Source organism: Pseudomonas sp. PVC-5-1, from assembly GCF_057444345.1.
Genome location: NZ_CM172024.1, coordinates 3,392,861 through 3,416,287, shown reverse-complemented (window position 1 = coordinate 3,416,287; position 23,427 = coordinate 3,392,861). Strand labels below are relative to the sequence as shown.

The following is a 23,427-nucleotide window of genomic DNA, read 5'->3' as shown; positions in this document are numbered from 1 at the left end:
CGGCACTGGTTGAATCAGTGCCCCATGGCCACCTTGGCACTCATCTGCCGGCGACGGTAGGCGCTATCACGGCTGGCCAGCCACCAGTAAAGCGGCGAAGTAACCGCCAGCCCCACCAGCCACGACAGGTCCGCTCCGTTGATATGCTCGGAAATCGGCCCGACATACAGCGGCGTGTTCATGAACGGGATCTGCACCACGATGCCCACGGCATAGGCGATCAGCGCCTGCGGGTTGTAGCGCCCGTAGATACCGCCATCGACCTGGAAGATCGACTGGATATCGTAGTCACCCTTGTGGATGGCATAGAAGTCGATCAGGTTGATCGCAGTCCACGGTACCAGCACCACCAGCAGCACCAACACCATGTCGACGAAGTGGCCGATGAAGTCCGCCGAGGCGAACACCGCCACCACGCAGCAGGCCGTCAGTACTACCAGCGACAGCACGGCGCGGCTCTTGGCGGTGGGGATCCAGCGGTGGGCGAAGGTTTGCACCAGGGTGATGATCGACAGCACTGCGCCATACAGGTTGAGTGCGTTGTGGCTGATCACGCTGAGCAGGAACAGCACCAGCATGATCGGGCCGAGGGTACCGGTGGCCAGCTTGACTGCATCCATGGTGTCCATGCCGGCCGGGATCGCCAGCACCGCCACGGCGCCGAAGATGAACGACAGGCTCGAACCCAGGGCCGAGCCCAGGTAGGTAGTCCAGAACGTCGAGCTGACCTTCACGTCCGCCGGCAGGTAGCGCGAGTAGTCCGACACGTAGGGCGCAAAGGCGATCTGCCACAGCGCCGCCAGCGACACGGTGGCCAGCCAGCCGGCCAGGTTGAAGCCGCCGCGGGTGAGGAAGTCGTCGCTCTGCACGTGGCTGAAGATGTAGCCAAAGCCGACCACGATGCCGATACCCAGCACCCAGGTGCCGATGCGGTTGAGCACGTGGATGAAGCGGTAGCCGATGATGCCGATGATGCCCGAGCCCAGTGCACCGATGACGATGCCCACCGGTACCGGCACGGCATCGACCACGCCGTGCAGCGACTTGCCGGCGAGGACAATGTTGGAGGCGAAGAAGCCGATGTACATGACCCCGGCGATCACCACCACCAGCAGCGCGCCGAGCGAGCCGAACTGGGCGCGGCTCTGGATCATCTGCGGGATGCCCATCTGCGGGCCTTGGGCCGAGTGCAGCGCCATCAGTACGCCACCGACCAGGTGGCCGACCAGGATGGCGACGATGCCCCATACCAGGTTCAGGTGGAACAGTTGCACGCCCAGCGCGCCTGTGACGATGGGCAGCGGCGCGATGTTGCCGCCGAACCACAGTGTGAACAGATCCCTTACCTTTCCATGGCGGTCTTGCGGGGGCACGTAGCCGATCGTGTGTTTTTCTATGAGGGGTGCCGAATTGGCTGCACTGGTCATGACTGACTCCAAGGCAAGGTAGGGCATCGGGAGCTGCCCGGGGGCGTGCCGGCGAAGGGCGACGCGTTCTTGTTGGAGCGATGATGCGGGGCGCGGGGATAACGAGAAATTAGTAAATATGTGCCCATAAACCTTAAAAAACCTAAGGCTGACAAAAGGTTAAGCGGGCGACGGTAGCAAGGAGGGTGCCAGGGTGCGGGAGGGCTTGGTCTAGAGGGGCTGGCGGGGTGGCAGGTAGTTTGTGGTGGGCGGTGGTGGTGCGGTGTGCGCATTTTCAGGGCAGCTGAATGGTTGCCTGTGCCGGCCCTTTCGCGGGCGGGCCCGCGAAAGGGCCGGCACAGGCAACAACGCTACATCGGCAACAACCGATCCTGAATCACCTCTTTCATCACCAGCGTCGAACTCAACCGTTTCACATTGGGAATGCTGGTCAGCTGCTCGTCATACAGCTTCTGGAACGCCGGCAAATCCTTGGCCACCACATGCAGCAGGTAATCCGGGTCGCCAAACAGCCGCTGCGCCTCGACGATCTGCGGGATTTCGGCCAGCGCCGCTTCAAAGTCCGCTACCGGCTGGCGAGTGACTTCGCGCAAGGTCACGAACACCAGCGCGGCAAAGTTCAACCCAAGGGCGCTCGGCGCCAAGCGGGCGTGATAGCCAAGAATCGCCCCCGACTCCTCCAGCGCCTTCAAGCGCCGATGACAGGGCGACAGGCTGAGCCCCACACGGTCGGCCAGTTCGGTCACCGATAGCCGACCATCTTTTTGCAGCTCGGCAAGAATTTTTCGATCGGTCCTGTCCATTGAGAAGGATCTTCCAGTAATTGAAGGTTGTTGGGGAATATACGAAAGAAAATCCCTCGGCGGAATCCGTAATCTTTCGTCATCCCAAAGCAGTGGAAAAAGGAAGATTCAAGTGGCTCTCAGTGTTCTGACGGCGTTCTGGGCCGTGTCGATGCTGTTCGTGATTACCCCGGGCGCGGACTGGGCCTACGCCATTTCGGCCGGCATGCGGGGGCGCTGGGTGATGCCTGCGGTGGCGGGGATGTTGTCGGGGCATTTCCTTGCGACCCTGGTGGTGGCGGCAGGGGTCGGCAGCCTGCTGGCCGGCCACCCGCTGGCGCTGACCTTGCTGACCCTGGCGGGGTGCAGCTACCTGCTGTGGCTGGGTGGCAACCTGCTGCTGAGCCCGGCCTTGCCGGCGGCCGGGCAGGATGGTGCGGGGGAGTCGGGGTCTCGCTGGGCATTGAAAGGGTTTTGCGTCAGTGGCCTGAACCCGAAAGTGTTTTTGCTGTTCCTGGCGTTGTTGCCGCAGTTCACCGACCCGCAGTCGAGCTGGCCGGTGCCGTTGCAGATCTTGCTGCTGGGCCTGGTGCACCTGTGCAGCTCGTTGGTGATCTACTCGCTGGTCGGTTATGGCGCCAAAGCCGTGTTGAGCACCCGGCCGGGGGCGGCGAAGCTGGTCGGGCGGGTGTCGGGGGTGGCGATGATCACGGTGGCCCTGGGCTTGATAGCCGGCCAGATCAGCTGACTCACTGGCGTGCGTTGGCCGCTCCTACAGGTTGCCGCGTTAACCTGGCAGGCGAGAGCCAAGGGTAAAGACGACATGCATGGCCTCGGATAAACTCGCAGCACTTCAACGCACAACCAGGATGTGCCCCATGCCCGAAACCACGCAACTGCTCACCTTCGCCCTGATCTGCCTCGGCATGGTCCTGACCCCAGGGCCGAACATGATCTACCTGATCTCCCGCTCGATCTGCCAGGGCCGCAAGGCCGGGCTGATTTCGTTGGGTGGTGTGGCCCTGGGCTTCGTCATCTACATGTTCTGCGCCGCGCTGGGCATCACCGCCCTGGTGATGGCCGTGCCTTTTGCCTACGACGCGCTGCGCATCGGTGGCGCGCTGTACCTGTTGTACCTGGCCTGGCAGGCGCTGCGCCCTGGTGGCCGGTCGCCGTTCCAGGTTCGCGACCTGCCTGCCGACAGCCCGCGGCGGCTGTTCACCATGGGCTTTGCCACCAGCCTGCTAAACCCCAAGATCGCCGTCATGTACCTGTCGTTGATGCCGCAGTTCATCGAGCCGGGGCATGGCAGCGTCCTGCTGCAGTCGCTGGTGCTGGGGTCGACGCAGATCGCCATCAGCGTTTCGGTCAATGCACTGATCGCGATCATGGCCGGGTCGATCGCCGTATTCCTCGCCGGTCGCCCGCTATGGCAGCAGGTTCAGCGCTGGCTGATGGGTACGGTGCTGGCGGGCCTGGCCGTGCGCATGCTGGCCGAAGGGCGGCGTTGACCGCTAGGCCTCAGGCGGCGGCTCCTGGGGCAGGTACAAGGTAAAGGTGGTGCCCTGGCCCGGCACACTTTTCACCTGCACATCGCCCCCGGACTGCCTGGCAAAACCGAACACCTGCGACAGCCCGAGCCCGGTGCCTTCACCCGGTGCCTTGGTAGTGAAGAACGGGTCGAAGATACGCTCCAGCAGTTCGGTGGCAATGCCGACACCGCTGTCGCTCACCGAAATCGCCGCGAACGGGCCCGGCTGTGGCGCCTGGCCGCGCAGGGCGGGCAGTGACTGGTCAGCCTGCAGGCGCAGCTGCAAGGTGCCTTCGCCGGCCATGGCGTCGCGGCCGTTGAGCATCAGGTTGATTACCGCAGTTTCCAGTTGATTGAGGTCGGCGCGGATATGGCAAGGCGCCTGTGGCAACTGCAGCTCGACCTGGATCCGCGCACCGGTGGCAGTGTCGAGCATGTCGGCCATGGCCTCCAGCCGTGGCCCGGCCTCGAACACTTGCGGGCTCAAGGCCTGGCGGCGGGCGAAGGCCAGTAACTGGCCGGTCAGCTTGGTGCCGCGGTCGACAGTGTCGGACATGGTCTTGAGATAGCGTTCGCGACGCTGTGCATCGAGGTTGGGGCGCTGCAGAAAATGCAGCGACGAGCGAATGATGGTCAGCAGGTTGTTGAAGTCATGAGCCACGCCACCGGTAAGTAGGCCAATGGCTTCGAGCTTTTGGGTCTGGCGCAGCACGGCTTCTGTGTGCAGCAACTGGCTGGTGCGTTCATCCACGCGCTGTTCGAGGGTGGCATTCAGCGCCTCCAGTGCCGCCATGGCTTCGCGGACCTCGGCGTGGGCCTGTACCCGCTGGATATGCGCCCAGCAGCGCTCGGTGACTTCACTGATCAGCGTCTGTTCATAGTGGGTCCACTCCCGTGGCACCTTGTCGTGGATGGCCATCAGCGCGGTCAGTCGGCCGCCTTTGATCAGGGGCATGCAAATGGTCGCGGTAATGCCGATGGCCTGGAAGGTGGCAGCTTCCTCCGGGGACAGCTCGCTCAGGTTGTCCTGGATGACCAACGGCAGGCCACTGCGCAGGCGGCCGAGCGCCAGCTTGCCAAAATCCTGCAATCGATAGCGGCCCAACAGATGCGGCGAGCCGGGCGCCACGGCGTCACCGCAGATGGTGAAACCGTCTTCGTCTGGCTCCATCACCGCGTAGGCACAACTCGACAGTTGCAGGTGCTCGACCAGCATGCGCGTGGTAGTGGCAAGGATCTGGTTCGGGTCGGTAGCGTCGGCCACGGCACGGCCCAGGTCGTCGAGGAACCTCAGGCGCTGGTTGGCGAGCACGCTGGCGGTGGTTTCGGTGACTGTATCCAGCATGCCAAGGACCTTGCCGTCGTGGTCGCGGATGGGGCTGTAGCAGAAGGTGAAATAGGCCCGTTCGGGGCCGCCGTTGCGGTCGATGACGAGCGGGAAGTCTTCGATGTACACCGCCTCGCCGGCCAGGGCGCGGTTGGCCATGTGGCCGATGTCGGCCCAGGCCTCCTGCCACACGGCGCGGAAGGGGATGCCCAATGCCGAGGGCTTCTGCCCGAGAATCTGTGAGAAAGCGTCGTTGTGCAGGGTGAGCAGGTCAGGGCCCCAGAGCACGGCTTGCGGAAAGCGCGAGGCCAGGCACAGCGCCAGGCTGGTTTTCAGCGGGTCGGGCCAGTGCTCCAGCGGGCCCAGCGGGGTGGCGGCCCAATCGTGGTTGCGGATGCGCTCGGCCATCAGACCGCCGCCGTCTAGCCATTTTGCCATGTGCTCTGCTGGTCCTTTTGCGTAAGGCCTTAAGGGTGCATCCAGAATAGACGTTTGGCGAGAATTTTTGGTGGCTGTACCGGCCCTATCGCCGGCAAGCCAGCTCCCACAGGACTGCACATGACTTGAAGTCGATGCGGTCCAGGTGGGAGCTGGCTTGCCGGCGATAGGGCCGGTACAAGCTAGCGAATGAAGTGCACCTTGCCAGTGTCGTCATTGCCCATGTAGATGCCATAAACCCCGGCTTGCCGCTCGAGGATATAGCGCTCGAGTATCTGCCGGATTGCCGGGTAGTAGATTTCATCCCACGGGATCTCGTCGGGCTCGAAGAACCTGTAGGCCAGCGTTTCCGCCCCGTACTGCCCGGTTTCCTCGGTGGCGATGGCGCGGAAGATGATATAGACCTCGCTTATCTTCGGGACGCTGAAGATCGAGTACGGCGAGACGATTTCGGCGCGTACGCCGCTTTCTTCCCAGACCTCGCGCAAGGCCGCCTGCTCGGTGGTCTCGCCGGCCTCCATGAACCCGGCCGGCAAGGTCCAGGTGCCGGGGCGCGGCGGGATGGCGCGCTGGCATAGCAGGTACTTGCCATCACGCTCGATGATGCAGCCGGCGATGATCTTCGGGTTGATGTAGTGGATGTAGCCGCAGCCGGTGCAGTGCAGGCGTTCGTGGGTGTCGCCTGTGGGAACGCCCCGGGCCAGTTCCGTGGTGCAGTGCGGGCAGTAGCGCGGGGCGTTGGGCATGATCGGTGGCCTGTGGGTGGCTTATATGCGTGGGTCCTTCAAGGCCAGGGGCTCAACCATCTCGCGCACCTTGACGTTGTCATCCTGCTTCTGGCGCAGGTAGTCCAGGGCCACCTTGGCGGCGGCGCGGACGTGGTCAACCGAGGCCTGGTGGGCAACCAGCGGGTCGCCGCTCTTGATCGCCTCGACGATCTTTTCCATTTCGCGGTTGCTGGCACCGCGGCGGTTCTCCTGCGACACCGAGGTGGCGCGCAGGTAGCTGATGCGCGCCTGCAACTGGCGCAGCTGCTGGGCGGCCACCTGGTTGCCGGAGCCTTCCAGCAGCACATCGTAGAAACCTTGTACCGAGTCCAGCACCTGTTGCAGTTCGCCTTCCTCGAGGGCTTCGCGGTTGACCTCCAGCGCGCGCTCCAGGGCGCGGATGTCCTTGGCCTTTGCGTTCAGGGTGAACAGCTGCACGATCAGGCCTTCGAGCACGCAGCGCAGCTCGTAGATATCGCGGGCGTCTTCCAGGGTGATGATGGCCACGCGCGGGCCCTTGGCGTCGGCGAACTCCACCAGGCCTTCGGATTCCAGGTGGCGCAGGGCTTCACGCACCGAGGTGCGGCTGACGCCGAGGCGGTCGCAGAGGTCGCGCTCGACCAGGCGATCGCCTGGCAGCAGGTGGAAGTTCATGATCGCGGCGCGCAGCTTGTCGAGCACGATTTCGCGCAGGGTAACGGGGTTGCGATTGACCTTGAAGCTGTCGTCGAGTGGCTGGCGTTTCATCAAGTGCGCTCTTAAAGAGGCTGCCCGGCCGCAACCGCAACAGCACCACGAACCTTGGGTGCTCCTTGCGTGGGTTCGAACAGCCCGGTGTTAACGGGTTGACTCCGCATCGGCTTCAGCGAACGCTTCGCGGGCCAGGCGGAAACTGTCCACCGCCGCGGGCACGCCGCAATAAATGCCGACCTGGAGCAGGATCTCGCGAATCTGTTCACGGCTCAGGCCATTACGCAAGGCGCCGCGAATGTGCAGCTTGAGCTCGTGGGGCCGGTTGAGCGCGGAAATCATGGCCAAGTTTATCATGCTGCGCTCTTTGAGCGACAAGCCTTCGCGGCCCCAGACGTGGCCCCAGCAGTATTCGGTGACCAGCTCCTGCAACGGCTTTGTGAAGTCGTCGGCGTTCTGGATCGAGCGGTTGACGTAGTCCTCGCCCAGTACCTGGGTGCGGATCTGCAGGCCTTTTTCGTACTTTTCATTGCTCATGTGCAGTACTCCAAAATAAAACAGGGGACGCAACCGAGGGTGAGACGATGACGCGGCCCCTAAAAACAGGGTCATCGGTGTTGGCTTCTTCGCGGGCTTGCCCGCTCCCACAGGGATTGCACAGGTGCTGAAACCTGCGCAGTACCTGTGGGAGCGGGCGAGCCCGCGAAGAAGCCAACGCGGTCTATCAACCCAAGGGGGGCAGGGCGCCCAGCTTGCCCTTGTGGTAGACCATCGGGGTCACCGGCTCGGCCGGCAGCACCAGGTTCTTCACCGCGCCGACGATGATCGCGTGGTCACCGCCGTCGTACTCGCGCCACAGCTCGCATTCGATGATCGCCGTGGCCTTGGCCAGCAGCGGGTTGCCCAGCTCGCTCAGGTGCCATTCGATGCCTTTGGCCTTGTCCTTGCCCTTGCCGGCGAAGGCATAGGCCTCGGCGGTCTGGTCGGCGGACAGCAGGTGAATCGCGAACTGCTTGCTGTCACGCAGGATGGGGTAGGTGTCGGAGGCGTAGTTGGGGCAGAACAGCACCAGCGCCGGGTCGATCGACAGCGCGCTGAACGCGCTGGCGGTGATGCCGACGATGCCACCGTCGGCGTCCAGGGTGGTGACCACGGTGACGCCGGACGGGAACGAGCCCATCACGTCTTTGTAGATGCCTGGTTCGATCATCTCGTGCTACCTCTTAGCGCATCACAAACGGGTCGGGCATCGGCGCGGTGGACAGGTTGATCCACACCGTCTTCAGCTCGGTATAGGCCAGCACCGAATCGATGCCGCTCTCACGGCCGTAGCCGCTGTTCTTGAACCCGCCGATCGGCGCCATGGCCGACACGGCACGGTAGGTGTTGACCCAGATGATCCCCGAACGCACGTCGCGGGCCAGGCGGTGGGCACGGCCCAGGTCGCGGGTCCAGATGCCGGCGGCCAGGCCGAACTGCGAGTCGTTGGCGATGGCCAGGGCCTCTTCCTCGGTCTTGAAGCGGATTACCGCGGCAACCGGGCCGAACACCTCTTCCTGCATGATGGTCATCGAGTTGCTGTCGCACTCGAACAGGGTCGGCTCGTAGAACCAGCCGTCACCCTCGACCTCGGCACGCTTGCCGCCCATGTGCAGCTTGGCGCCTTCGGCCTTGGCAGCGGCCACCAGGCCTTCGACCACGGCCAGCTGTTGCGCGGTGGCCATGGGGCCCATTTCGCTGGCATCGTCCTGCGGGTTGCCGATGCGGATGCGCCTGGCGCGGGCGATCAGGCGTTCGACGAACTCGTCGAAGATCTCGTCCTGCACCAGCAGACGCGAGCCGGCCACGCAGCTTTGCCCGGAGGCGGCATAAATGCCTGCCACGGCGCCGTTGATGGCGCTGTCCAGGTCGGCATCGGCGAAAATGATGTTCGGCGACTTGCCGCCCAGCTCCAGCGACAGCTTGGCGAAGTTCTCGGCGCTGCTGCGCACCACGTGGCGGGCGGTGGCGGCGCCGCCGGTGAAGGCGATCTTGCGCACCAGCGGGTGGCGGGTCAGCGCCGCGCCGGTGCTGGGGCCGTAGCCGGTGACCACGTTGACCACACCGGCCGGGAAGCCGGCCTCGAGGGCCAGGCGGGCCAGCTCGAGGATGGTCGCCGAGGCGTGCTCGGACGGCTTGAGCACGATGGTGTTGCCGGCGGCCAGGGCCGGGGCCAGCTTGATGGCGGTGAGGTACAGCGGGCTGTTCCACGGGATGATCCCGGCCACCACGCCGATCGGCTCGTGCACGGTGTAGGCGAACAGGTCGGGCTTGTCCAGCGGCAGGGTGCCGCCTTCAAGCTTGTCGGCAAGGCCTGCGGTGTAGTGGAAGAACTCTGGCAGGTAGCCGACCTGGCCGCGGGTTTCGCGGATCAGCTTGCCGTTGTCACGGCTTTCCAGCTGGGCCAGGTGTTCCTTGTTTTCGGCAATCAGGTCACCCAGGCGACGCAGCAGCTTGCCGCGCGCGGTGGCGGTGATGCTGCGCCACTCCTTGCTGTCGAAGGCGCGCTGGGCGGCCTGCACGGCCAGCTCGACATCGGCCTCGTCGGCGTCGGGCAATTGCGCCCATGCCTGGGCGGTAGCCGGGTTGAGGCTGTCGAAGGTCTTGCCGCTCTGGGCATCGCGCCATTGGCCGTCGATGCACATCTGGAAACGAACGAGGGTCATGCAACAATCCCCTTGGCGGATTCGGTGAGGGTGCGGGCTTGCGCGAGGAAGTCCAGCAGCATCTTGTTGACTTCGCGCGGTGCTTCCACCGGCATCATATGCCGTTGCTCGGCGAGGACCACGCTGTGTGCGCCAGGAATGCTGGCAGCAAGCTGGCGGGTCATGGCCGGGGTGGAGCCCGAGTCGAGTTCGCCGGTGGCGATCAGCGTCGGCACCTGGATACTGGCCAGGTCGGCGGCGCGGTACATGTCCTGGGTGGCGAACAGCGAATAAGTGGTGTGGTAGCCCTGCGGGTCGTTGCTCGCCAGCACCTGGCGAATGGCGGCGACCTGCGCCGGGTTGGCAGCCTTGTATTCACGGCTGAACCAGCGGTCGAGCGCGGCGTCGACGTTGGCGTCGGGGCCAAGCTGCGCAGCCTGGGCGGCGCGGGCGATAACGCCGGCACTCTGCTCGGGGGTGCGGTTGAACACGCTGTTGAGCACTACCAGTGCAGCCAGGCGCTGTGGGTATTCGAGGGCGAACGCCCGGGCGACCAGGCCGCCCATGGAAAAGCCGATCACGGTGGCTTGCGCGATCTGCAGGTGGTCGAGCAGTTCGGCGAGTTGCGCAGCATAACCTTCCAGGCCGATGTCCGCGGCTGGCAGCGCGCTCTGGCCGTGGCCGAGCATGTCGTAGGCGATGACGCGGTAGTCGTTGGCCAGGCCAACGAACTGACCGCCCCACATTTCCTTGTTCAGGCCCACGCCGTGGATCAGTACCACGGGTTGGCCCTGGCCGACGGACAGGTAGCTGGTGCCGGCGGGTGTGCGTTCAGCGACAGGCTGAATCATGGAGGGCGCTCCTTGAAGGTCGGGCGCGGCGGGTAAGCACGCCACGCCCCGGCCCGTCTTGGTTGTTGTTATTGAGCGTTGGCTTTTTCGGCAGCCAGTTCTTCCAGGTCGATGTAGCGGTTGCCGATGCGCGGGTGCAGGCGGCCGCCGTCGGAGGCGCCCAGGACCACGACGATTTCATCGGCGCGCGGGGCATCTTCGATCTGCATTTCCAGGGTGATGTAGTGCGAGCGCAGGCCTTCGTCGTCCTTCTGCATCATCGGGATCTGGATCGAGGTACCCGGGCCGCCGCGCTTGTTGGTGAAGCTCAGGTAGCTCTTGGCCTGTACCGCTTCACGGTAGTGGTTGCCGAAGCGCAGGGTGTGGATCACCGCCGAGGCGTGTTCGATTTCGCCGTCGGCACCGACGACTGCGGCCTTGCCGTAGGCTTCGATCTTGTCGGCGCCGCCGATGGCGGCAGTCAGGCGCTCGACCATCAGGGCACCCAGGTCCGAGCAGTTGGCACGGATTTCCGGCTTCAGATCTTCAACGAAACCGCGACCGGCCCATGGGTTCTTGATCACGACGGCCAGGCCGACCATGGTCACCGGCTTGTCGGTGGCCTTGCCGCCTTCGATGCGGGTCTCTTCGGAGTAGGTGACGATCTTGCGGATTTCGAAACTCATGGGTGGCTCCTGGTGAGGGTTATCAGCTCTTGTTGTCTGATGGTATACCATAATATTTGTTGTGCAAGAGGTGGCTGGAAATTTCTCTTGCGAGGGGACGAAAGGTGGCCTGATGCCTTGATTCCTGCGGTTTCTGTACTGGCCTTTTCGCGGGCTTGCCCGCTCCCAAAGGGATCGCACGGCATTCATGGCCTGTGCTGTCCCTGTGGGAGCGGGCAAGCCCGCGAAAAAGCCGGTGCAGGCTTCAAAAAAAAGCCCGCTCACGCGGGCCGCAGGGCCCACGGGAGCGGGCGCGTCCCGCAATGTTTCAGGCAATGGGAAATCAGGCGAACGCCGGCACCACTTCCTTGATGAACAGCTCCAGCGATTTCTTCTTCTCGGCGTGGGGCAGGCTGTTGTCGCACCAGAAGCTGAACTCGTCGACGCCGAGTTCCTGGTAGTACTTGATACGCGCGATGATCTCTTCCGGCGTGCCGATCATGGTGTTCTTGCGGATGTTCTCCAGCTCGAACGCCGGCACTTCGGCGAACTTCGATTCCGGGCTCGGCTCGAGGAAGCCGTTGACCGGGGTGGTCTTGTTGCCGAACCAGGCATCGAAGGTGCGGTAGAAGCGCGAGATGGCCTGGGCGCCAACTTTCCAGCCTTCCGGCTCGGCCGGGCTGTGCACGTGGGTGTGGCGCAGCACCATCAGTTGCGGGCGTGGCACGCCCGGGTTGTTGTCCAGGGCGGCCTGGAACTTGTTCTTCAGGTCCAGCACTTCCTCGTCACCCTTCATCAGTGGGGTGACCATGACGTTGCAACCATTGGCCACGGCGAAGTTGTGCGAGTCCGGGTCGCGGGCGGCGATCCACATCGGCGGTACGGCGTTGTAGGGCTTCGGCACGCTGGTGGACGTGGGGAACTTGTACACTTCGCCGTCATGGGCGTAGTCGCCTTCCCACAGCTTGCGCACCACCGGCACCATTTCACGCAGAGCCTTGCCGCCGTCGGTGGCCGGCATGCCACCTGCCATGCGGTCGAATTCGAACTGGTAGGCGCCACGGGCCAGGCCCACCTCCATGCGGCCCTTGCTGATCACGTCGAGCAGGGCGCATTCGCCCGCCACGCGGATCGGGTTCCAGAACGGCGCGATGATGGTGCCGGCGCCCAGGCGGATCTTGTCGGTGCGCGCAGCCAGGTAGGCCAGCAGCGGCATCGGGCTTGGCGAAATGGTGTATTCCATGGCGTGGTGTTCGCCGATCCACACGGTGCTGAAACCGCCGTGCTCGGCCATCAGGGTCAGTTCGGTCAGGTCTTCGAACAGCTGGCGGTGGCTGACCTGTTCATCCCAACGTTCCATGTGCACGAACAACGAAAATTTCATGGGGCTTTCCTCAACGCTTGAAAGGGGCTGGCGCCTGGCAGGGTTGGCACCAGCGGTCTCGATTCAGAATAGGCTTCAGGCAAAGGCCGGCAGGCTGGCCATCTTGCCGCGGCAGTACACCATCGGCCGTGGCGCCTCTTCAGGGACGATCAGGTTGTGTACCTTGCCGACCATGATGGCGTGGTCGCCACCTTCGTATTCGCGCCACAGTTCGCATTCGATGACTGCGGTGGCACCGGCCAGGATCGGGTTGCCCAGTTCGCTCAGGGACCACTCGATACCGCTGGCCTTGTCCTTGCCCTTCTTGGCGAACGCATAGGCTTCGGCCTGCTGTTCACCGGACAACAGATGAATGGCGAAGCGCTTCTGCCTGATCAGCACGGGGTAGGAGTCGGAGGTGTAGTTGGGGCAGAACAGCACCAGCGGCGGGTCCATCGACAGGGAGGAAAAGGCGCTGGCGGTCAGACCGACGACCGAGCCATCGTCGTCCAGGGTGGTGATGACGGTAACGCCGGACGGGAAGGAGCCCAGGACATGCTTGTAGACGGTTGCGTCGATCATCTGGTGTACCTCTATAGGGCTGCGGTGGTCCGCGATTTTTATCGTTGATGTGTCTGATGGTATACCGTAATACCTATTTTGCAAGCGGAATTTTCAAGCGGGGGTGTTGCGCGATGAACGGCTCAAGCCCCCGTATACCGTGGGCTTGAGCGGTGAGGCGGTTTGCCGCAGGGGTTGCGCGAGCGGATCAGTGGGCGTTTTTTCCTACGGATCAGTGTTGTCAAAAGTTTGGAATACCATAATATGGTCCGCAGCTGAGAGGCCGCCTAGATGCGGTTTCCTTACAAAGATAAAAACGACCTTTCGAGCTGAATCCTATGTCCCAACCGTCGTCGCAACACCAGTTTGTCGAGAATCACACGGTCGATTACGTTCCACCTGCCGAGCGCCACGGGAAGGCGCGCGACCTGTTCACCCTCTGGTTCAGTACCAACATCGCGCCACTGCCCATCGTCACCGGCGCCATGGTGGTCCAGGTGTTCCACCTGAACCTGTTATGGGGGCTGGTCGCCATCGTGCTGGGCCATCTGGTCGGGGGCGTGGTCATTGCCCTTGCCTCTGCGCAGGGACCGCAGCTGGGCATTCCGCAGATGGTGCAGAGCCGTGGCCAGTTCGGCCGCTACGGCGCCTTGCTGATCGTGTTCTTCACCGCGCTGATCTATGTCGGCTTCTTCATTTCCAACATCGTCCTGGCGGGCAAGACCATCCACGGCATCACTCCGAGCGTGCCGATGCCCGGCGCGATCGTGATCGGTGCGCTGAGTGCCACCGCCATTGGCGTGATCGGCTACCGTTTCATTCACATCCTCAACCGCATCGGTACCTGGGTGATGGGTTCGGCGCTGCTGGCCGGCTTCATCATGATGTTCGCCCAGGAACTGCCGGCCGACTTCTTCAGCCGCGGCGGGTTCAACCTGTCGGGCTTCATCGCCACCGTGTCGCTGGGCACCATCTGGCAGATCAGCTTCTCGCCGTATACCTCCGACTATTCGCGCTACCTGCCGCGTGAAGTGGGCATTGCAAAGCCGTTCTGGGCCACCTACTTCGGCGCTACCCTGGGCACGATCCTGTGCTTCAGCTTTGGTGCGGTGGCGGTGCTTTGCGTGCCGGAAGGCACCGATGCAATGGATGCGGTCAAGCAGGCCACCGGCTGGCTGGGCCCGATCCTGATGGTGCTGTTCCTGCTCAACATCATCAGCCACAACGCCCTCAACCTGTATGGCGCGGTGCTGTCGATCGTCACCGCGATCCAGACCTTCGTCGCCGAGTGGACGCCGAGCATCAAGGTGCGGGTGGTGCTGGCTTCGGTGATTCTGGTGGGCTGCGGCCTGGTAGCGCTGAATGCCTCGGCGGACTTCATCGGCCAGTTCATCGGCCTGATCCTGGCACTGCTGCTGGTGCTGGTGCCATGGGCGTCGATCAACCTGATCGACTTCTACCTGATCAAGAAGGGCCAGTACGACATCGCCTCGATCTTCAGTGCCGACGGCGGCATCTATGGCCGCTTCAACCACCACGCGATCATTGCCTATGCCTGCGGCATCCTGGTGCAGTTGCCGTTTGCCAACACGTCGCTGTATGTGGGGCCGTATTCCAATATCGTCGAAGGGGCTGATCTGTCGTGGCTGTTCGGCTTGCTGGTGACGGTGCCGCTGTATTACTGCCTGGCGACCCGGGGCAAGGCTGCCGAGAAGGCGGGGCGGGTTGTGAGTGTCAATGACTGACAGATTGGCGTTGCTGTAACAGGGGCTGCTTTGCAGCCCATCGCCGGCAAGCCAGCTCCCACAGGTTTCATGTTGCCCTTGCAGGCTGCACTATCCCTGTGGGAGCGGGCATGCCCGCGAAGGGCCACAATGTGGCCCCGGTTGTTTCAGCTTGCACCTCGCTGCGATCAGACGATCGCGATCAGCGGGTCGGCAGCGGCCAGTGCCAGGGCGCGATCAGCCGCTGGCGGGTAGATCCACACCGAGTTGATCTGGCGCTTGAGGTCTTTGCCTTCCTGGCCGTGCAGCTTCAGTTCGCGGTCCCAACCCTCGCTGAACGTCGCGCCCCATTCGCCCAGGTCCAGGCAGGTGACGTACTTGGGCTGGCGGTACACCACCGGCTGCAGACCGAGCAGGTCGGCCGCGGCGTTGTTGCCGGAGTGGCGGCCCATGGGGATGGCGTGCTGGCAGGTCATCAGGGCGTGGTTGCCCAGTTCGTCCACAGCGGCCCAGGCGGTGTCGCCCGTCGCGTACACATGGTCCTGGCCGAGCACCTTCAGGTGGCCGTCCACTTTCAGCCGGCCGAAGTTGTCACGCTCGCCGGCAACCTGTGCGGTCAACGGGCTGGCCTTCACGCCAACGGTCCAGATCACGGTGTTGCTGGCGATATGGTCGCCGTTGTCCAGGGTAACGCCACCGGCATCGACAGCCACCACCGAGGCTCCGGCCTTCCACTCGACCCCGGCCTGTTCGCAGGCGGCGATGATCGACGGCGTGATACCGGCGCCCAGCGCCGCACCAACTTGCGCACCGCGGTCGACCACCACCACCCGCACCGCTGCACTGGCACCGAGGATGGCACGCAGGCGGGCAGGCATTTCCGTGGCGGTTTCAATACCTGTGAAGCCACCGCCACAGACCACCACAGTGTTGCGTGCAGGCGAAGCGGGCTGGGCGGCAAGACCGACCAGGTGCTGTTCCAGGCGCATGGCCGATTCCATCTGGTCGACATCGAACGCATGTTCGGCCAGGCCAGGCACTGCCGGGCGTGCGACCTGGCTGCCTGCGGCAAGGATCAGGCGGTCGTAGGCGATCTGTTGCCGGTGCCCCTGGGCGTCGGTGTAGCTGACGCTGCGCCCTTCGGTATCGATGCTGTCGGCGTTGCCCGGAATGAAGTGAATGCCCACGGCTTCGAACAGCTCGCCCAGCGGGGCTTTCATGCCGTGCACGTCGGCCTCGTAGAAGCGCGGGCGGATGCGCAGTTCAGGCTGCGGAGCGAGGACGCTGATGTTGATGTCGGCACGCTGGGCCTGATCGAGCAGGCGCGCAGCGCTCAGGGCGCTCCATACACCGGCAAAGCCGGCACCGATGATGAGGATGTTCGATTTCATGAAGGTGCTCCGCAAGGTTCGAAAGGGGCTTCGAGGGCGGGTTGTGTGCCTCTCGAATAACTACGACTGTATTGATCGTAGTTTGTGCGTGCAAGTCTTTTTTTCCGCATGCCGACACTCCGCACCACCATTTCGCGGCTCGAATAGCTGTATTTACTGGGCTTAAGGGAAAAACAAGGCCGACCGGCGGCAGCTTTGCGCTTTGCGGTGCGGATGCTATCGGCGTATTATTTGCGACAAGATTGGTCGGAGATAGATATGTCGCTCTACAGTGCTGGCGTCGAATACGGTATCCATTGCCTGCTGTTCCTGGTGGACGAGCGGGGCGACTCGCGCGAGTCCAGCGTGCGCGACCTGGCGGAGTTGCAGGGTGTACCCCAGGAGTACCTGGCCAAGGTCTTTACCAAGCTGGCCCGTGCTGGGCTGGTGGCCGCCACCGAGGGCGTGCGTGGCGGCTTCCGGCTGGCGCGGCCGTCGGATGAAATCACCGTGCTGGATATCGTCAATGCCATCGATGGGCCAAAGAAGATCTTCGACTGCCGCGAAGTTCGCGAGCGTTGCAGCCTGTTCGAGGGTTCGCCGCCGGGTTGGGCGACCGAGGGCACATGCGCGATCCATGCGGTGATGCTGGGTGCGCAGAAGCGCATGGAAGAGGCCCTGGCGCAGCAGACCATCCTTGATCTGGCGCGGCGGTTCGGGCGCAAGGCGCCGGCCGAGTTCGGGCAGAAGGTCAATGCCTGGATGGGTGAGCGGCGGGAGGGCAAAGGGGCAGGGGATATTCCGGTCAGTCAGGTCTGAATCTGCTGCCTGCACCGGCCTCTTCGCGGGCTTGCCCGCTCCCACAGGAATCGCACAATTGCTGAAATCTGTGGGGTAACTGTGGGAGCGGGCGAGCCCGCGAAGAGGCCGGTACAGGAATAACGCGTTCAGCGCCCCTCATGCTGCCGCCGATACGCCCCCGGCTGCAGCCCCACCGCCTTGGCAAACGCCCGGGTAAACGCCGCCACTGACTGATACCCCACCTGTGCCCCCACCTGCTCCACGGTATGCCCCGTGCGCAGCAACTGACTGGCAAGGCGCATCCGCAGCGCCAGCAGTACTTGCCCCGGCGACTGTCCGGCCAGTTCATTGAAACGCTTGAAAAACGCCGACCGCGACAACCCGGTACAGGCGGCCATGCTTTCCAGCGTCCACGCTTGCCCCGGTTGCTCGATCAACTGCTCCAGCAAACCGGCAAACGCCGGTTGCCGGGCGAGGGCGACCAGCCCGCCCAGCGATTGCCCGGCATGCACCTGCTGGCGTAGCACATACAGGAACAGCAAGTGCGTCAGCCGCTCCAGCAACGCCTGGGAAGGCCCGGCGGCGCGCCGGCACTCCTCCAGGATCAGCTCGAACAACGCCCGCGCCGCATGCCCGGCCGGTTCATCGGCGCGCAGCAATATCCAGTCGGCCAGGCCGTCGACGATCAGCGCCGACAACCCCGGCCTGAAGTGGAAGAAACCACATACCAGGCCCACGCCATCGACCGCATCAACGTCCATGGGCTGCATCTGCTGGCGTGGCTGGGCGCAGGCACTGGCAGGGTCCTGGTCGCTGGCCAGGCGATAGCCGAGGTCGCGCAGCAGGAACACCGCATCGCCGGCCTCCAGGCGCAGTGCCTCGGGCTGGCCATCGATGTGCAGCCAGCAATGCCCTTGCACCACCAGGTGGAAGCTGGCCCGGCCCATGCCTTCGGTGCTGGCGTGCCAGCCGCCGCAGTAGCGGCCCACATGGAACAGGCTGGCATCGAGCTCCAGGCCCTCTAATAACCAATCGACAAGGTGGCTGGACGAAATCATCTAATGCAAAGACTCAAGAGCAAGGAAAGGCGACTGATGAATATGGAGGGTAGTTCTTATAACCAACAGACTGTAGTGACACCCATCAAAGGAGACCACTCCATGTCCTCGCGCATTACTTTACACACGCTGCAGAGCGCCCCGGAAGCGGCCCGTCCGTTCCTCGAGAACGCCCAGAAGAATTCCGGCTTCATCCCCAACCTGCTGGGCGTGCTGGCCAATGCCCCGGCGGCGCTGGAAACCTACGTGACCGTTTCGGCACTCAACGGCAAAGCCGAACTGAGCCTGGCCGAGCGTGAAGTGGTGCAACTGATTGCCGCCACCCAGCATGGCTGTGACTTCTGCGTGGCCGGCCACACGGCCGTGGCCCTGAACAAGGCCAAGCTGCCGCAGGAGGTGGTCGATGCCCTGCGTGCCCGTGGCGAGCTGCCCGATGCCCGGTATGAAACCCTGGCCGCGTTCGCCCGCGAAGTCATCGCCACCCGTGGCAATGTCAGCGAGGCCACTTACCAGGCCTTCCGCGCAGCCGGTTTCAGCGAAGGCAACGCCCTGGAGGTGATTCTGGGCGTGAGCCTCGCAACCCTGTGCAACTTTGCTAATGTGTTCGCCCAGACGCCGCTCAATGACGAGCTCGGCAAGTACCGCTGGCAACCTTCTGCATGATCTGCGTGTGACACCGGTCGTACCGCGATCGGTGTAGGAGCGGCCTTGTGCCGCGAATGGGCCGCCAGGCGGCCCCGGCGTTTTCAAAGGAGCAAGACCATGCAAGATTGTGCATTTCGACAATGGCTGGATGCCAATGCCGAGGCCATTGACCGGGGCCAATGCGAGCCGCAGCTGGTGCTGGCGCAAATCGCCGAATCGCAGCTGCTGCGCGTCGGTGTCGACCCGGCCCTGGGCGGCACGGGCGGGCAGGTGAGCGACGCGGTCGAGGCCATCGCCGCGATCGCCAGCCGCTCGCTGGCAGCGGCGTTCGTTTGCTGGGGCCAGCGCGCCTTCATCGAATACCTGTTGCACAGCCCCAACCAGCCCCTGCGCGAGCGCCTGCTGCCGCGCCTGCTGACTGGCGAACTGGCCGGCGCCACCGGGCTGTCCAACGCCATGAAGTTCTTGTCCGGCATTGAAGCGCTGCAGGTGCGTGGCCGCCCGCAAACCGATGGCTGGCAGCTGGAAGGGCGCCTGCACTGGGTGACCAACTTGCGCAAAAGCGGCTTCGTGGTGGCTGCGGCTATCGAAGATGAAGCCGGTGGTGCACCGTTCGTGCTGGCCATCCCGTCCGACGCACAGGGCCTGGAGCGTTCCGACGACCTGCAGCTGATGGGCCTGCAGTCGAGCAACACCGCAGCACTGGCCTTCCACCAGGTGCAATTGCAGCGTGGCTGGTTGCTGCACGAAAATGCCCGCGAGTTCCTGCCCCGGGTACGCCCGGCGTTCCTGGCGCTGCAGTGCGGCATGGCCATTGGCCTGGCGCGGCGGGCGCTGGCGGAAGTGCAGGCACACCTGCATGGCCGTGCCTCATTCCTCGACGAAGCACGTCAGGTGCTCAGCGAACGCTTGGAAAACACCGTGAACGAGCTCAAGCAGGGCCTGCTCGATGGCCGCTTCCAGCAGCAGCCGGCAGCCTTGTTCAAGCTGCGCATCACCCTGGCCGAAAGCGCTGCCGACGCCGTACAGCTGGAGTTGCAGGCCAGTGGTGGCAAGGCCTACCTAAGCGAGTACGGTGAAGGCTTTGCCCGCCGCTGGCGCGAGTCGGCCTTCGTGCCGATCGTCACGCCCAGCCTGGTGCAGCTGCGCGCCGAACTGCAACGCCAGGCGGGCGCGGCATGAGCCCAGTGTTGCTCGAAGCCCGCGACATCAGCCTGGGCTACCCGCGCGAGGGTTGCTGGCAGGCGGTGCTGGCACAGTTCGACCTGCAGCTGGCACCCGGCGAAGTGGTGACCATCCTCGGCCCCAGCGGGGTCGGCAAGTCCAGCCTGCTGCGGGTGCTGGCCGGCCTGCAGCAGCCCCGCGGTGGCAGCGTGACCCTGCACGGCCAGCCGCTGCAGGGCCCGCACCCACGCCTGGCGGTGGCCTTCCAGGACCCGAGCCTGTTGCCCTGGTTGAACCTGGAGAAGAACGTCGCCTTCGGCCTGGACTTCGCCCGCCAGCCAAAACTTGCCGCCGCCGAACGGCGCGCACGCATCGACCATGCAATTGCCGCCGTGGGCCTGGCCCATGCCCGTGGCCAGTACCCGGCGCAGTTGTCCGGCGGCATGGCCCAGCGCACCGCGCTGGCCCGCTGCCTGGCCCGCCAGCCCGAAGTGCTGTTGCTCGACGAGCCGTTCGGCGCGCTGGATGAAGTGACCCGGGCCGACATGCAGCAACTGCTGCTGCAACTGATCGCCACCCACAACACGGCAGCGGTGCTGATCACCCACGATATCGACGAAGCCCTGCTGCTGTCCGACCGGGTCCTGCTACTGGGCAACCACCCAGCGCACACCCTCGGCCAGTGGCACATCGACCTGCCGCAACCACGGACGCAGCGGGTCGAGGAACTGGGCGCCTTGCGCATCGAAATCCTCAAAACCCTTCGGCGGGCAAGCCGCACAGTCGAACCTACCCCAACCCCGTTGCCCTCGGAGGCTGTCCATGTGCATGGATGACTGCTGTTCCTCTTCTTCGCGTCGCGATTTCCTCAAGCTAGGTGCCATGCTCACGGCCGCCGGAGCACTGCCGTTGCTGTCGAGCCTGCAGGCCCGGGCCGCCGCCGAGCCGGACGCGCCGGTGCGTATTGGCTACCTGCCGATCACCGACGCCACGCCACTGCTGGTGGCGCACAACAACGGCCTGTTCGAGGCCGAAGGCATCAAGGCCGAGCGCCCGGTGCTGCTGCGCAGCTGGGCGCAGGTGATCGAAGCGTTCATCTCCGGCCAGGTCAACGTCATCCACCTGCTGTCGCCGATGACCGTGTGGGCCCGCTACGCCAGCAAGGTGCCGGCCAAGGTGGTGGCCTGGAACCACGTGGGCGGTTCGGGCCTGACCGTGGCCCCGGACATCAGCGACATGAAACAGCTGGGCGGCAAGACCGTGGCCATCCCGTTCTGGTACTCGATCCACAACGTCGTGCTGCAACAGATGCTCAACGACAACGGCCTGACCCCGGTGTCGAAGCCGGCCAATGCGCCACTGGCCGGCAACGAAGTCAACCTGCTGGTGCTGCCGCCGTCCGACATGCCGCCTGCACTGGCCAGCAAGCGCATCGCTGGCTATATCGTCGCCGAGCCCTTCAACGCTCTGGCCGAGAACCTCAAGGTTGGCCGCGTGCAGCGCTTTACCGGCGATGTGTGGCGCAACCACGCCTGCTGCGTGGTGTTCATGCACGAGCACGACCTGAACAACCGCCCGGAGTGGTCGCAGAAGGTGGTCAACGCCATCGTCAAGGCCCAGCACTGGACCCGTGACCACCGCGCCGAGGCCGCCGCATTGTTGTCCAAGGCCGGCCCCAACAAGTACACCCCGCATGAACCAGCGGTGCTCGGCAAAGTGCTGGCCCCGGCCGCCGAGGACCGGGCCGGTTATATTGCCAGTGGCGCCATTCGCCACCAGCAGTGGGACGAAAAGCGCATCGATTTCCAGCCTTACCCGTTCCCCAGCTACACCGAAGAACTGGTCAAGCGCCTGAAAACCACCCTGATCGAGGGCGACAGCGCGTTCCTGGCCGGCCTGGACCCGGCACAGACCGCCCGCGACCTGGTCGACGACCGCTTCGTGCGCAACGCCATTGCTACCGTTGGCGGGCCGTCGGTGTTCGGCATCGCCGATAACTTCGAGCGTAGCGAGGAGTTCGCGGTCTGATGCGCACGCATGTCGTTCATGCCGGCCTGGGGCTGGCCGGGTTGCTGGGTCTGTTGCTGTTGTGGTGGGCCGGTGTCGCGCTGTTCGGCCAGGCCGATGGCCTGTCGGCGCGCTTTTCGCCGGCAGCGACCCTGGCCAGCCTGGTCGAGTTGCTGGGGCAGGGCGAGGTGTACGGGCATATCTGGGTCAGCCTCAAACGTATCCTGGTCGGGCTGCTGCTGGCGCTGCTGATCGGCGTGCCGCTGGGCTTGCTGGTGGGCAGCTACCGGCACCTGGAGGCGGCGACCACGCCGGCGTTCCAGTTCCTGCGCATGATCTCGCCGCTGTCGTGGATGCCGGTGGTGGTGATGCTGATGGGCGTGGGGGACCAGCCTATCTACTTCCTGCTGGCGTTTGCCGCATTGTGGCCGATCTTGTTGAACACGGCGGCCGGGGTAAGGCAGCTGGACCCACGCTGGTTGCAGTTGAGCCGCAGTTTGAGTGCCACGCGCCGGGAGACCTTGTGCAAGGTGATCGTGCCCGGGGTGATCGGCCATGTGCTGACCGGCGTGCGCCTGGCCATCGGCATCCTGTGGATCGTGCTGGTGCCGTGCGAAATGCTCGGGGTGAGTGCGGGGCTGGGGTACTTCATTCTCGATACCCGCGACCGGCTGGCGTATTCCGAGCTGATGGCGATGGTGCTGCTGATCGGGGTACTGGGGTTTGTGCTGGATGCCCTGGCGCGTGGGCTGCATCGGCGTTGGGTGCATGGTTGAGGGGCCAGTGGGGCTTCTTCGCGGGCTTGCCCGCTCCCACAGTTTGGCCTTGTGACATCCCTGTGGGAGCGGGCGAGCCCGCGAACAGGCCCTTGGATCAATGCACGGTCTTGCGCTGCCGTACACACTCCTGGGCCTGAGCGGTCAGCTCGTCCAGCCGCTCATCCCGCATCTGTTCCGCTTCGATCATCGCATCCTCACCCTGCTGGTTGAGCAGGTAGGTATGGATCTGCATCACTTCCGCCGTCTGGTAGATCGGCGCAATATCCAGTCGCCCGATCAGCGCGCCGCTAGCCCGCCCGGTACTACTCATCAGTACCTGCGGCCCATTGGCGGCCACCACCTGCATGCCCATCGCCTCGAACCACGGTACCTGGCTGGCAAAGGCATTCAGCTCGACGCAGGCATGGCGTGCCTGCAGGTCGCCCAGCAGGGCGCGGGCGATGCCTTGGCGTCGATGGCTGGCGCGTACGGCAAGGAACGCCAGGGCGCACGCCTGTTCATCGTCCTCGGCCGGCAGCGACAGGGCAAACCCCAGCAATTGGTCTGGCTCTTCGGCATCCAGCGCCAGGGTCAGCGTCACGGCCAGGCCGCGGGTGCCGTCCAGTGCTTGCAGGTACTGGTGCACCTCCATGCCAACGCCGTACTGGTACAGCGGGTACAGCGGGTTGTCGGCGCTGATGGCGACACTGCTCAGTTCGCCGACGTGGTGGATCACCAGTTCGCGGATCTGGTTCTGGAAAGATTCAGGCGGCACGCTGTCGAGGCGGCTCAGGATGAACATCGGGGGGCGGGCTCCGGCGGGTAGATGGACGGC

At 64.4% G+C, this 23,427-nt stretch carries 24 protein-coding genes; 9 read left to right on the top strand and 15 right to left on the bottom strand.

What is annotated here, in order from left to right; all coding sequences use genetic code 11:
• Positions 1 to 14: 14 nt before the first annotated feature.
• Both AC2T3R_RS15435 and AC2T3R_RS15430 read right to left on the bottom strand, forming a co-directional pair.
• A complete protein-coding gene (locus tag AC2T3R_RS15435) occupies positions 15 to 1,427 on the bottom strand; it encodes a purine-cytosine permease family protein (RefSeq protein ID WP_025338785.1) in 1,413 nt (470 codons plus the stop codon).
• A 350-nt stretch (positions 1,428 to 1,777) separates the two neighbouring features.
• The gene (locus AC2T3R_RS15430; protein WP_015270735.1) at positions 1,778 to 2,230 is read right to left on the bottom strand and encodes an Lrp/AsnC family transcriptional regulator; all 453 of its coding nucleotides are present in this window, start codon (positions 2,228 to 2,230) and stop codon (positions 1,778 to 1,780) included.
• A gap of 112 nt (positions 2,231 to 2,342) precedes the next feature.
• Here AC2T3R_RS15430 and AC2T3R_RS15425 point away from each other — a divergent pair, with 112 nt between their 5' ends.
• Both AC2T3R_RS15425 and AC2T3R_RS15420 read left to right on the top strand, forming a co-directional pair.
• Positions 2,343 to 2,957, top strand: coding sequence for a LysE family translocator (locus AC2T3R_RS15425; protein WP_015270734.1), 615 nt, complete (start codon positions 2,343 to 2,345; stop codon positions 2,955 to 2,957).
• Positions 2,958 to 3,087: 130 nt separating this feature from the next.
• Positions 3,088 to 3,720 carry a LysE family translocator gene (locus AC2T3R_RS15420; protein WP_023660833.1) on the top strand — a complete coding sequence of 211 codons (633 nt, stop codon included), beginning with the start codon at positions 3,088 to 3,090 and terminating at the stop codon, positions 3,718 to 3,720.
• A 3-nt stretch (positions 3,721 to 3,723) separates the two neighbouring features.
• Here the strand turns inward: AC2T3R_RS15420 and AC2T3R_RS15415 are convergent, their stop codons facing one another.
• From AC2T3R_RS15415 to AC2T3R_RS15370, 10 genes are all read right to left on the bottom strand, one after another.
• Entirely contained in the window at positions 3,724 to 5,505 is a 1,782-nt protein-coding gene (locus tag AC2T3R_RS15415) for an ATP-binding protein (RefSeq protein WP_486743876.1), read from the bottom strand.
• Positions 5,506 to 5,687: 182 nt separating this feature from the next.
• Entirely contained in the window at positions 5,688 to 6,251 is a 564-nt protein-coding gene (locus tag AC2T3R_RS15410) for an NUDIX hydrolase (protein WP_013973032.1), read from the bottom strand.
• Between the two features lie 21 nt (positions 6,252 to 6,272).
• Positions 6,273 to 7,019 (bottom strand): GntR family transcriptional regulator, encoded by a 747-nt coding sequence (locus AC2T3R_RS15405; protein WP_013973031.1) that lies wholly within the window; start codon positions 7,017 to 7,019, stop codon positions 6,273 to 6,275.
• A gap of 90 nt (positions 7,020 to 7,109) precedes the next feature.
• Positions 7,110 to 7,499: a carboxymuconolactone decarboxylase family protein gene (locus tag AC2T3R_RS15400; RefSeq protein ID WP_008100863.1), complete on the bottom strand. Its 390-nt coding sequence runs from the start codon at positions 7,497 to 7,499 to the stop codon at positions 7,110 to 7,112.
• A 187-nt stretch (positions 7,500 to 7,686) separates the two neighbouring features.
• The gene (locus tag AC2T3R_RS15395) at positions 7,687 to 8,172 is read right to left on the bottom strand and encodes a flavin reductase family protein (protein WP_015270731.1); all 486 of its coding nucleotides are present in this window, start codon (positions 8,170 to 8,172) and stop codon (positions 7,687 to 7,689) included.
• 13 nt (positions 8,173 to 8,185) lie between these two features.
• Entirely contained in the window at positions 8,186 to 9,667 is a 1,482-nt protein-coding gene (locus tag AC2T3R_RS15390) for an aldehyde dehydrogenase (RefSeq protein WP_024087305.1), read from the bottom strand.
• Positions 9,664 to 10,497, bottom strand: a complete 834-nt coding sequence (locus tag AC2T3R_RS15385) for an alpha/beta fold hydrolase (RefSeq protein WP_013973028.1) — start codon at positions 10,495 to 10,497, stop codon at positions 9,664 to 9,666. Before AC2T3R_RS15385 ends, AC2T3R_RS15390 begins: the two co-directional genes overlap by 4 nt.
• A 68-nt stretch (positions 10,498 to 10,565) precedes the next feature.
• A complete protein-coding gene (locus tag AC2T3R_RS15380) occupies positions 10,566 to 11,162 on the bottom strand; it encodes an amino acid synthesis family protein (protein WP_003258678.1) in 597 nt (198 codons plus the stop codon).
• A gap of 322 nt (positions 11,163 to 11,484) precedes the next feature.
• On the bottom strand, positions 11,485 to 12,525 hold the full coding sequence (locus AC2T3R_RS15375) for an LLM class flavin-dependent oxidoreductase (protein ID WP_054572566.1): 1,041 nt from the start codon (positions 12,523 to 12,525) through the stop codon (positions 11,485 to 11,487).
• A gap of 75 nt (positions 12,526 to 12,600) precedes the next feature.
• The gene (locus AC2T3R_RS15370) at positions 12,601 to 13,086 is read right to left on the bottom strand and encodes a flavin reductase family protein (protein ID WP_003259250.1); all 486 of its coding nucleotides are present in this window, start codon (positions 13,084 to 13,086) and stop codon (positions 12,601 to 12,603) included.
• 317 nt (positions 13,087 to 13,403) lie between these two features.
• Here AC2T3R_RS15370 and AC2T3R_RS15365 point away from each other — a divergent pair, with 317 nt between their 5' ends.
• The gene (locus tag AC2T3R_RS15365) at positions 13,404 to 14,810 is read left to right on the top strand and encodes a purine-cytosine permease family protein (RefSeq protein WP_410953633.1); all 1,407 of its coding nucleotides are present in this window, start codon (positions 13,404 to 13,406) and stop codon (positions 14,808 to 14,810) included.
• Positions 14,811 to 14,977: 167 nt separating this feature from the next.
• Here the strand turns inward: AC2T3R_RS15365 and AC2T3R_RS15360 are convergent, their stop codons facing one another.
• The gene (locus AC2T3R_RS15360; protein WP_486743875.1) at positions 14,978 to 16,180 is read right to left on the bottom strand and encodes an NAD(P)/FAD-dependent oxidoreductase; all 1,203 of its coding nucleotides are present in this window, start codon (positions 16,178 to 16,180) and stop codon (positions 14,978 to 14,980) included.
• 258 nt (positions 16,181 to 16,438) lie between these two features.
• Here AC2T3R_RS15360 and AC2T3R_RS15355 point away from each other — a divergent pair, with 258 nt between their 5' ends.
• Complete coding sequence (locus tag AC2T3R_RS15355; protein ID WP_003259245.1) at positions 16,439 to 16,978, top strand: RrF2 family transcriptional regulator; 540 nt, start codon at positions 16,439 to 16,441, stop codon at positions 16,976 to 16,978.
• Positions 16,979 to 17,106: 128 nt separating this feature from the next.
• Here the strand turns inward: AC2T3R_RS15355 and AC2T3R_RS15350 are convergent, their stop codons facing one another.
• The gene (locus tag AC2T3R_RS15350; protein WP_486743874.1) at positions 17,107 to 18,018 is read right to left on the bottom strand and encodes an AraC family transcriptional regulator; all 912 of its coding nucleotides are present in this window, start codon (positions 18,016 to 18,018) and stop codon (positions 17,107 to 17,109) included.
• 102 nt (positions 18,019 to 18,120) lie between these two features.
• On the opposite strand from AC2T3R_RS15350, the gene AC2T3R_RS15345 reads away from it, so the two are divergent.
• From AC2T3R_RS15345 to AC2T3R_RS15325, 5 genes are all read left to right on the top strand, one after another.
• Positions 18,121 to 18,681: a carboxymuconolactone decarboxylase family protein gene (locus AC2T3R_RS15345; protein ID WP_003259243.1), complete on the top strand. Its 561-nt coding sequence runs from the start codon at positions 18,121 to 18,123 to the stop codon at positions 18,679 to 18,681.
• A gap of 99 nt (positions 18,682 to 18,780) precedes the next feature.
• A complete protein-coding gene (locus AC2T3R_RS15340; protein ID WP_054572568.1) occupies positions 18,781 to 19,845 on the top strand; it encodes an acyl-CoA dehydrogenase family protein in 1,065 nt (354 codons plus the stop codon).
• Complete coding sequence (locus tag AC2T3R_RS15335; protein ID WP_486743873.1) at positions 19,842 to 20,663, top strand: ABC transporter ATP-binding protein; 822 nt, start codon at positions 19,842 to 19,844, stop codon at positions 20,661 to 20,663. The genes AC2T3R_RS15340 and AC2T3R_RS15335 overlap by 4 nt, the downstream gene beginning before the upstream one ends.
• Positions 20,650 to 21,855: an ABC transporter substrate-binding protein gene (locus tag AC2T3R_RS15330; RefSeq protein WP_309668691.1), complete on the top strand. Its 1,206-nt coding sequence runs from the start codon at positions 20,650 to 20,652 to the stop codon at positions 21,853 to 21,855. The genes AC2T3R_RS15335 and AC2T3R_RS15330 overlap by 14 nt, the downstream gene beginning before the upstream one ends.
• Positions 21,855 to 22,610 carry an ABC transporter permease gene (locus tag AC2T3R_RS15325; protein WP_015270722.1) on the top strand — a complete coding sequence of 252 codons (756 nt, stop codon included), beginning with the start codon at positions 21,855 to 21,857 and terminating at the stop codon, positions 22,608 to 22,610. The genes AC2T3R_RS15330 and AC2T3R_RS15325 overlap by 1 nt, the downstream gene beginning before the upstream one ends.
• A gap of 97 nt (positions 22,611 to 22,707) precedes the next feature.
• Here AC2T3R_RS15325 and AC2T3R_RS15320 read toward each other — a convergent pair whose 3' ends face one another.
• Positions 22,708 to 23,394, bottom strand: coding sequence for a GNAT family N-acetyltransferase (locus tag AC2T3R_RS15320; protein WP_024087300.1), 687 nt, complete (start codon positions 23,392 to 23,394; stop codon positions 22,708 to 22,710).
• Positions 23,395 to 23,427: the final 33 nt, after the last annotated feature.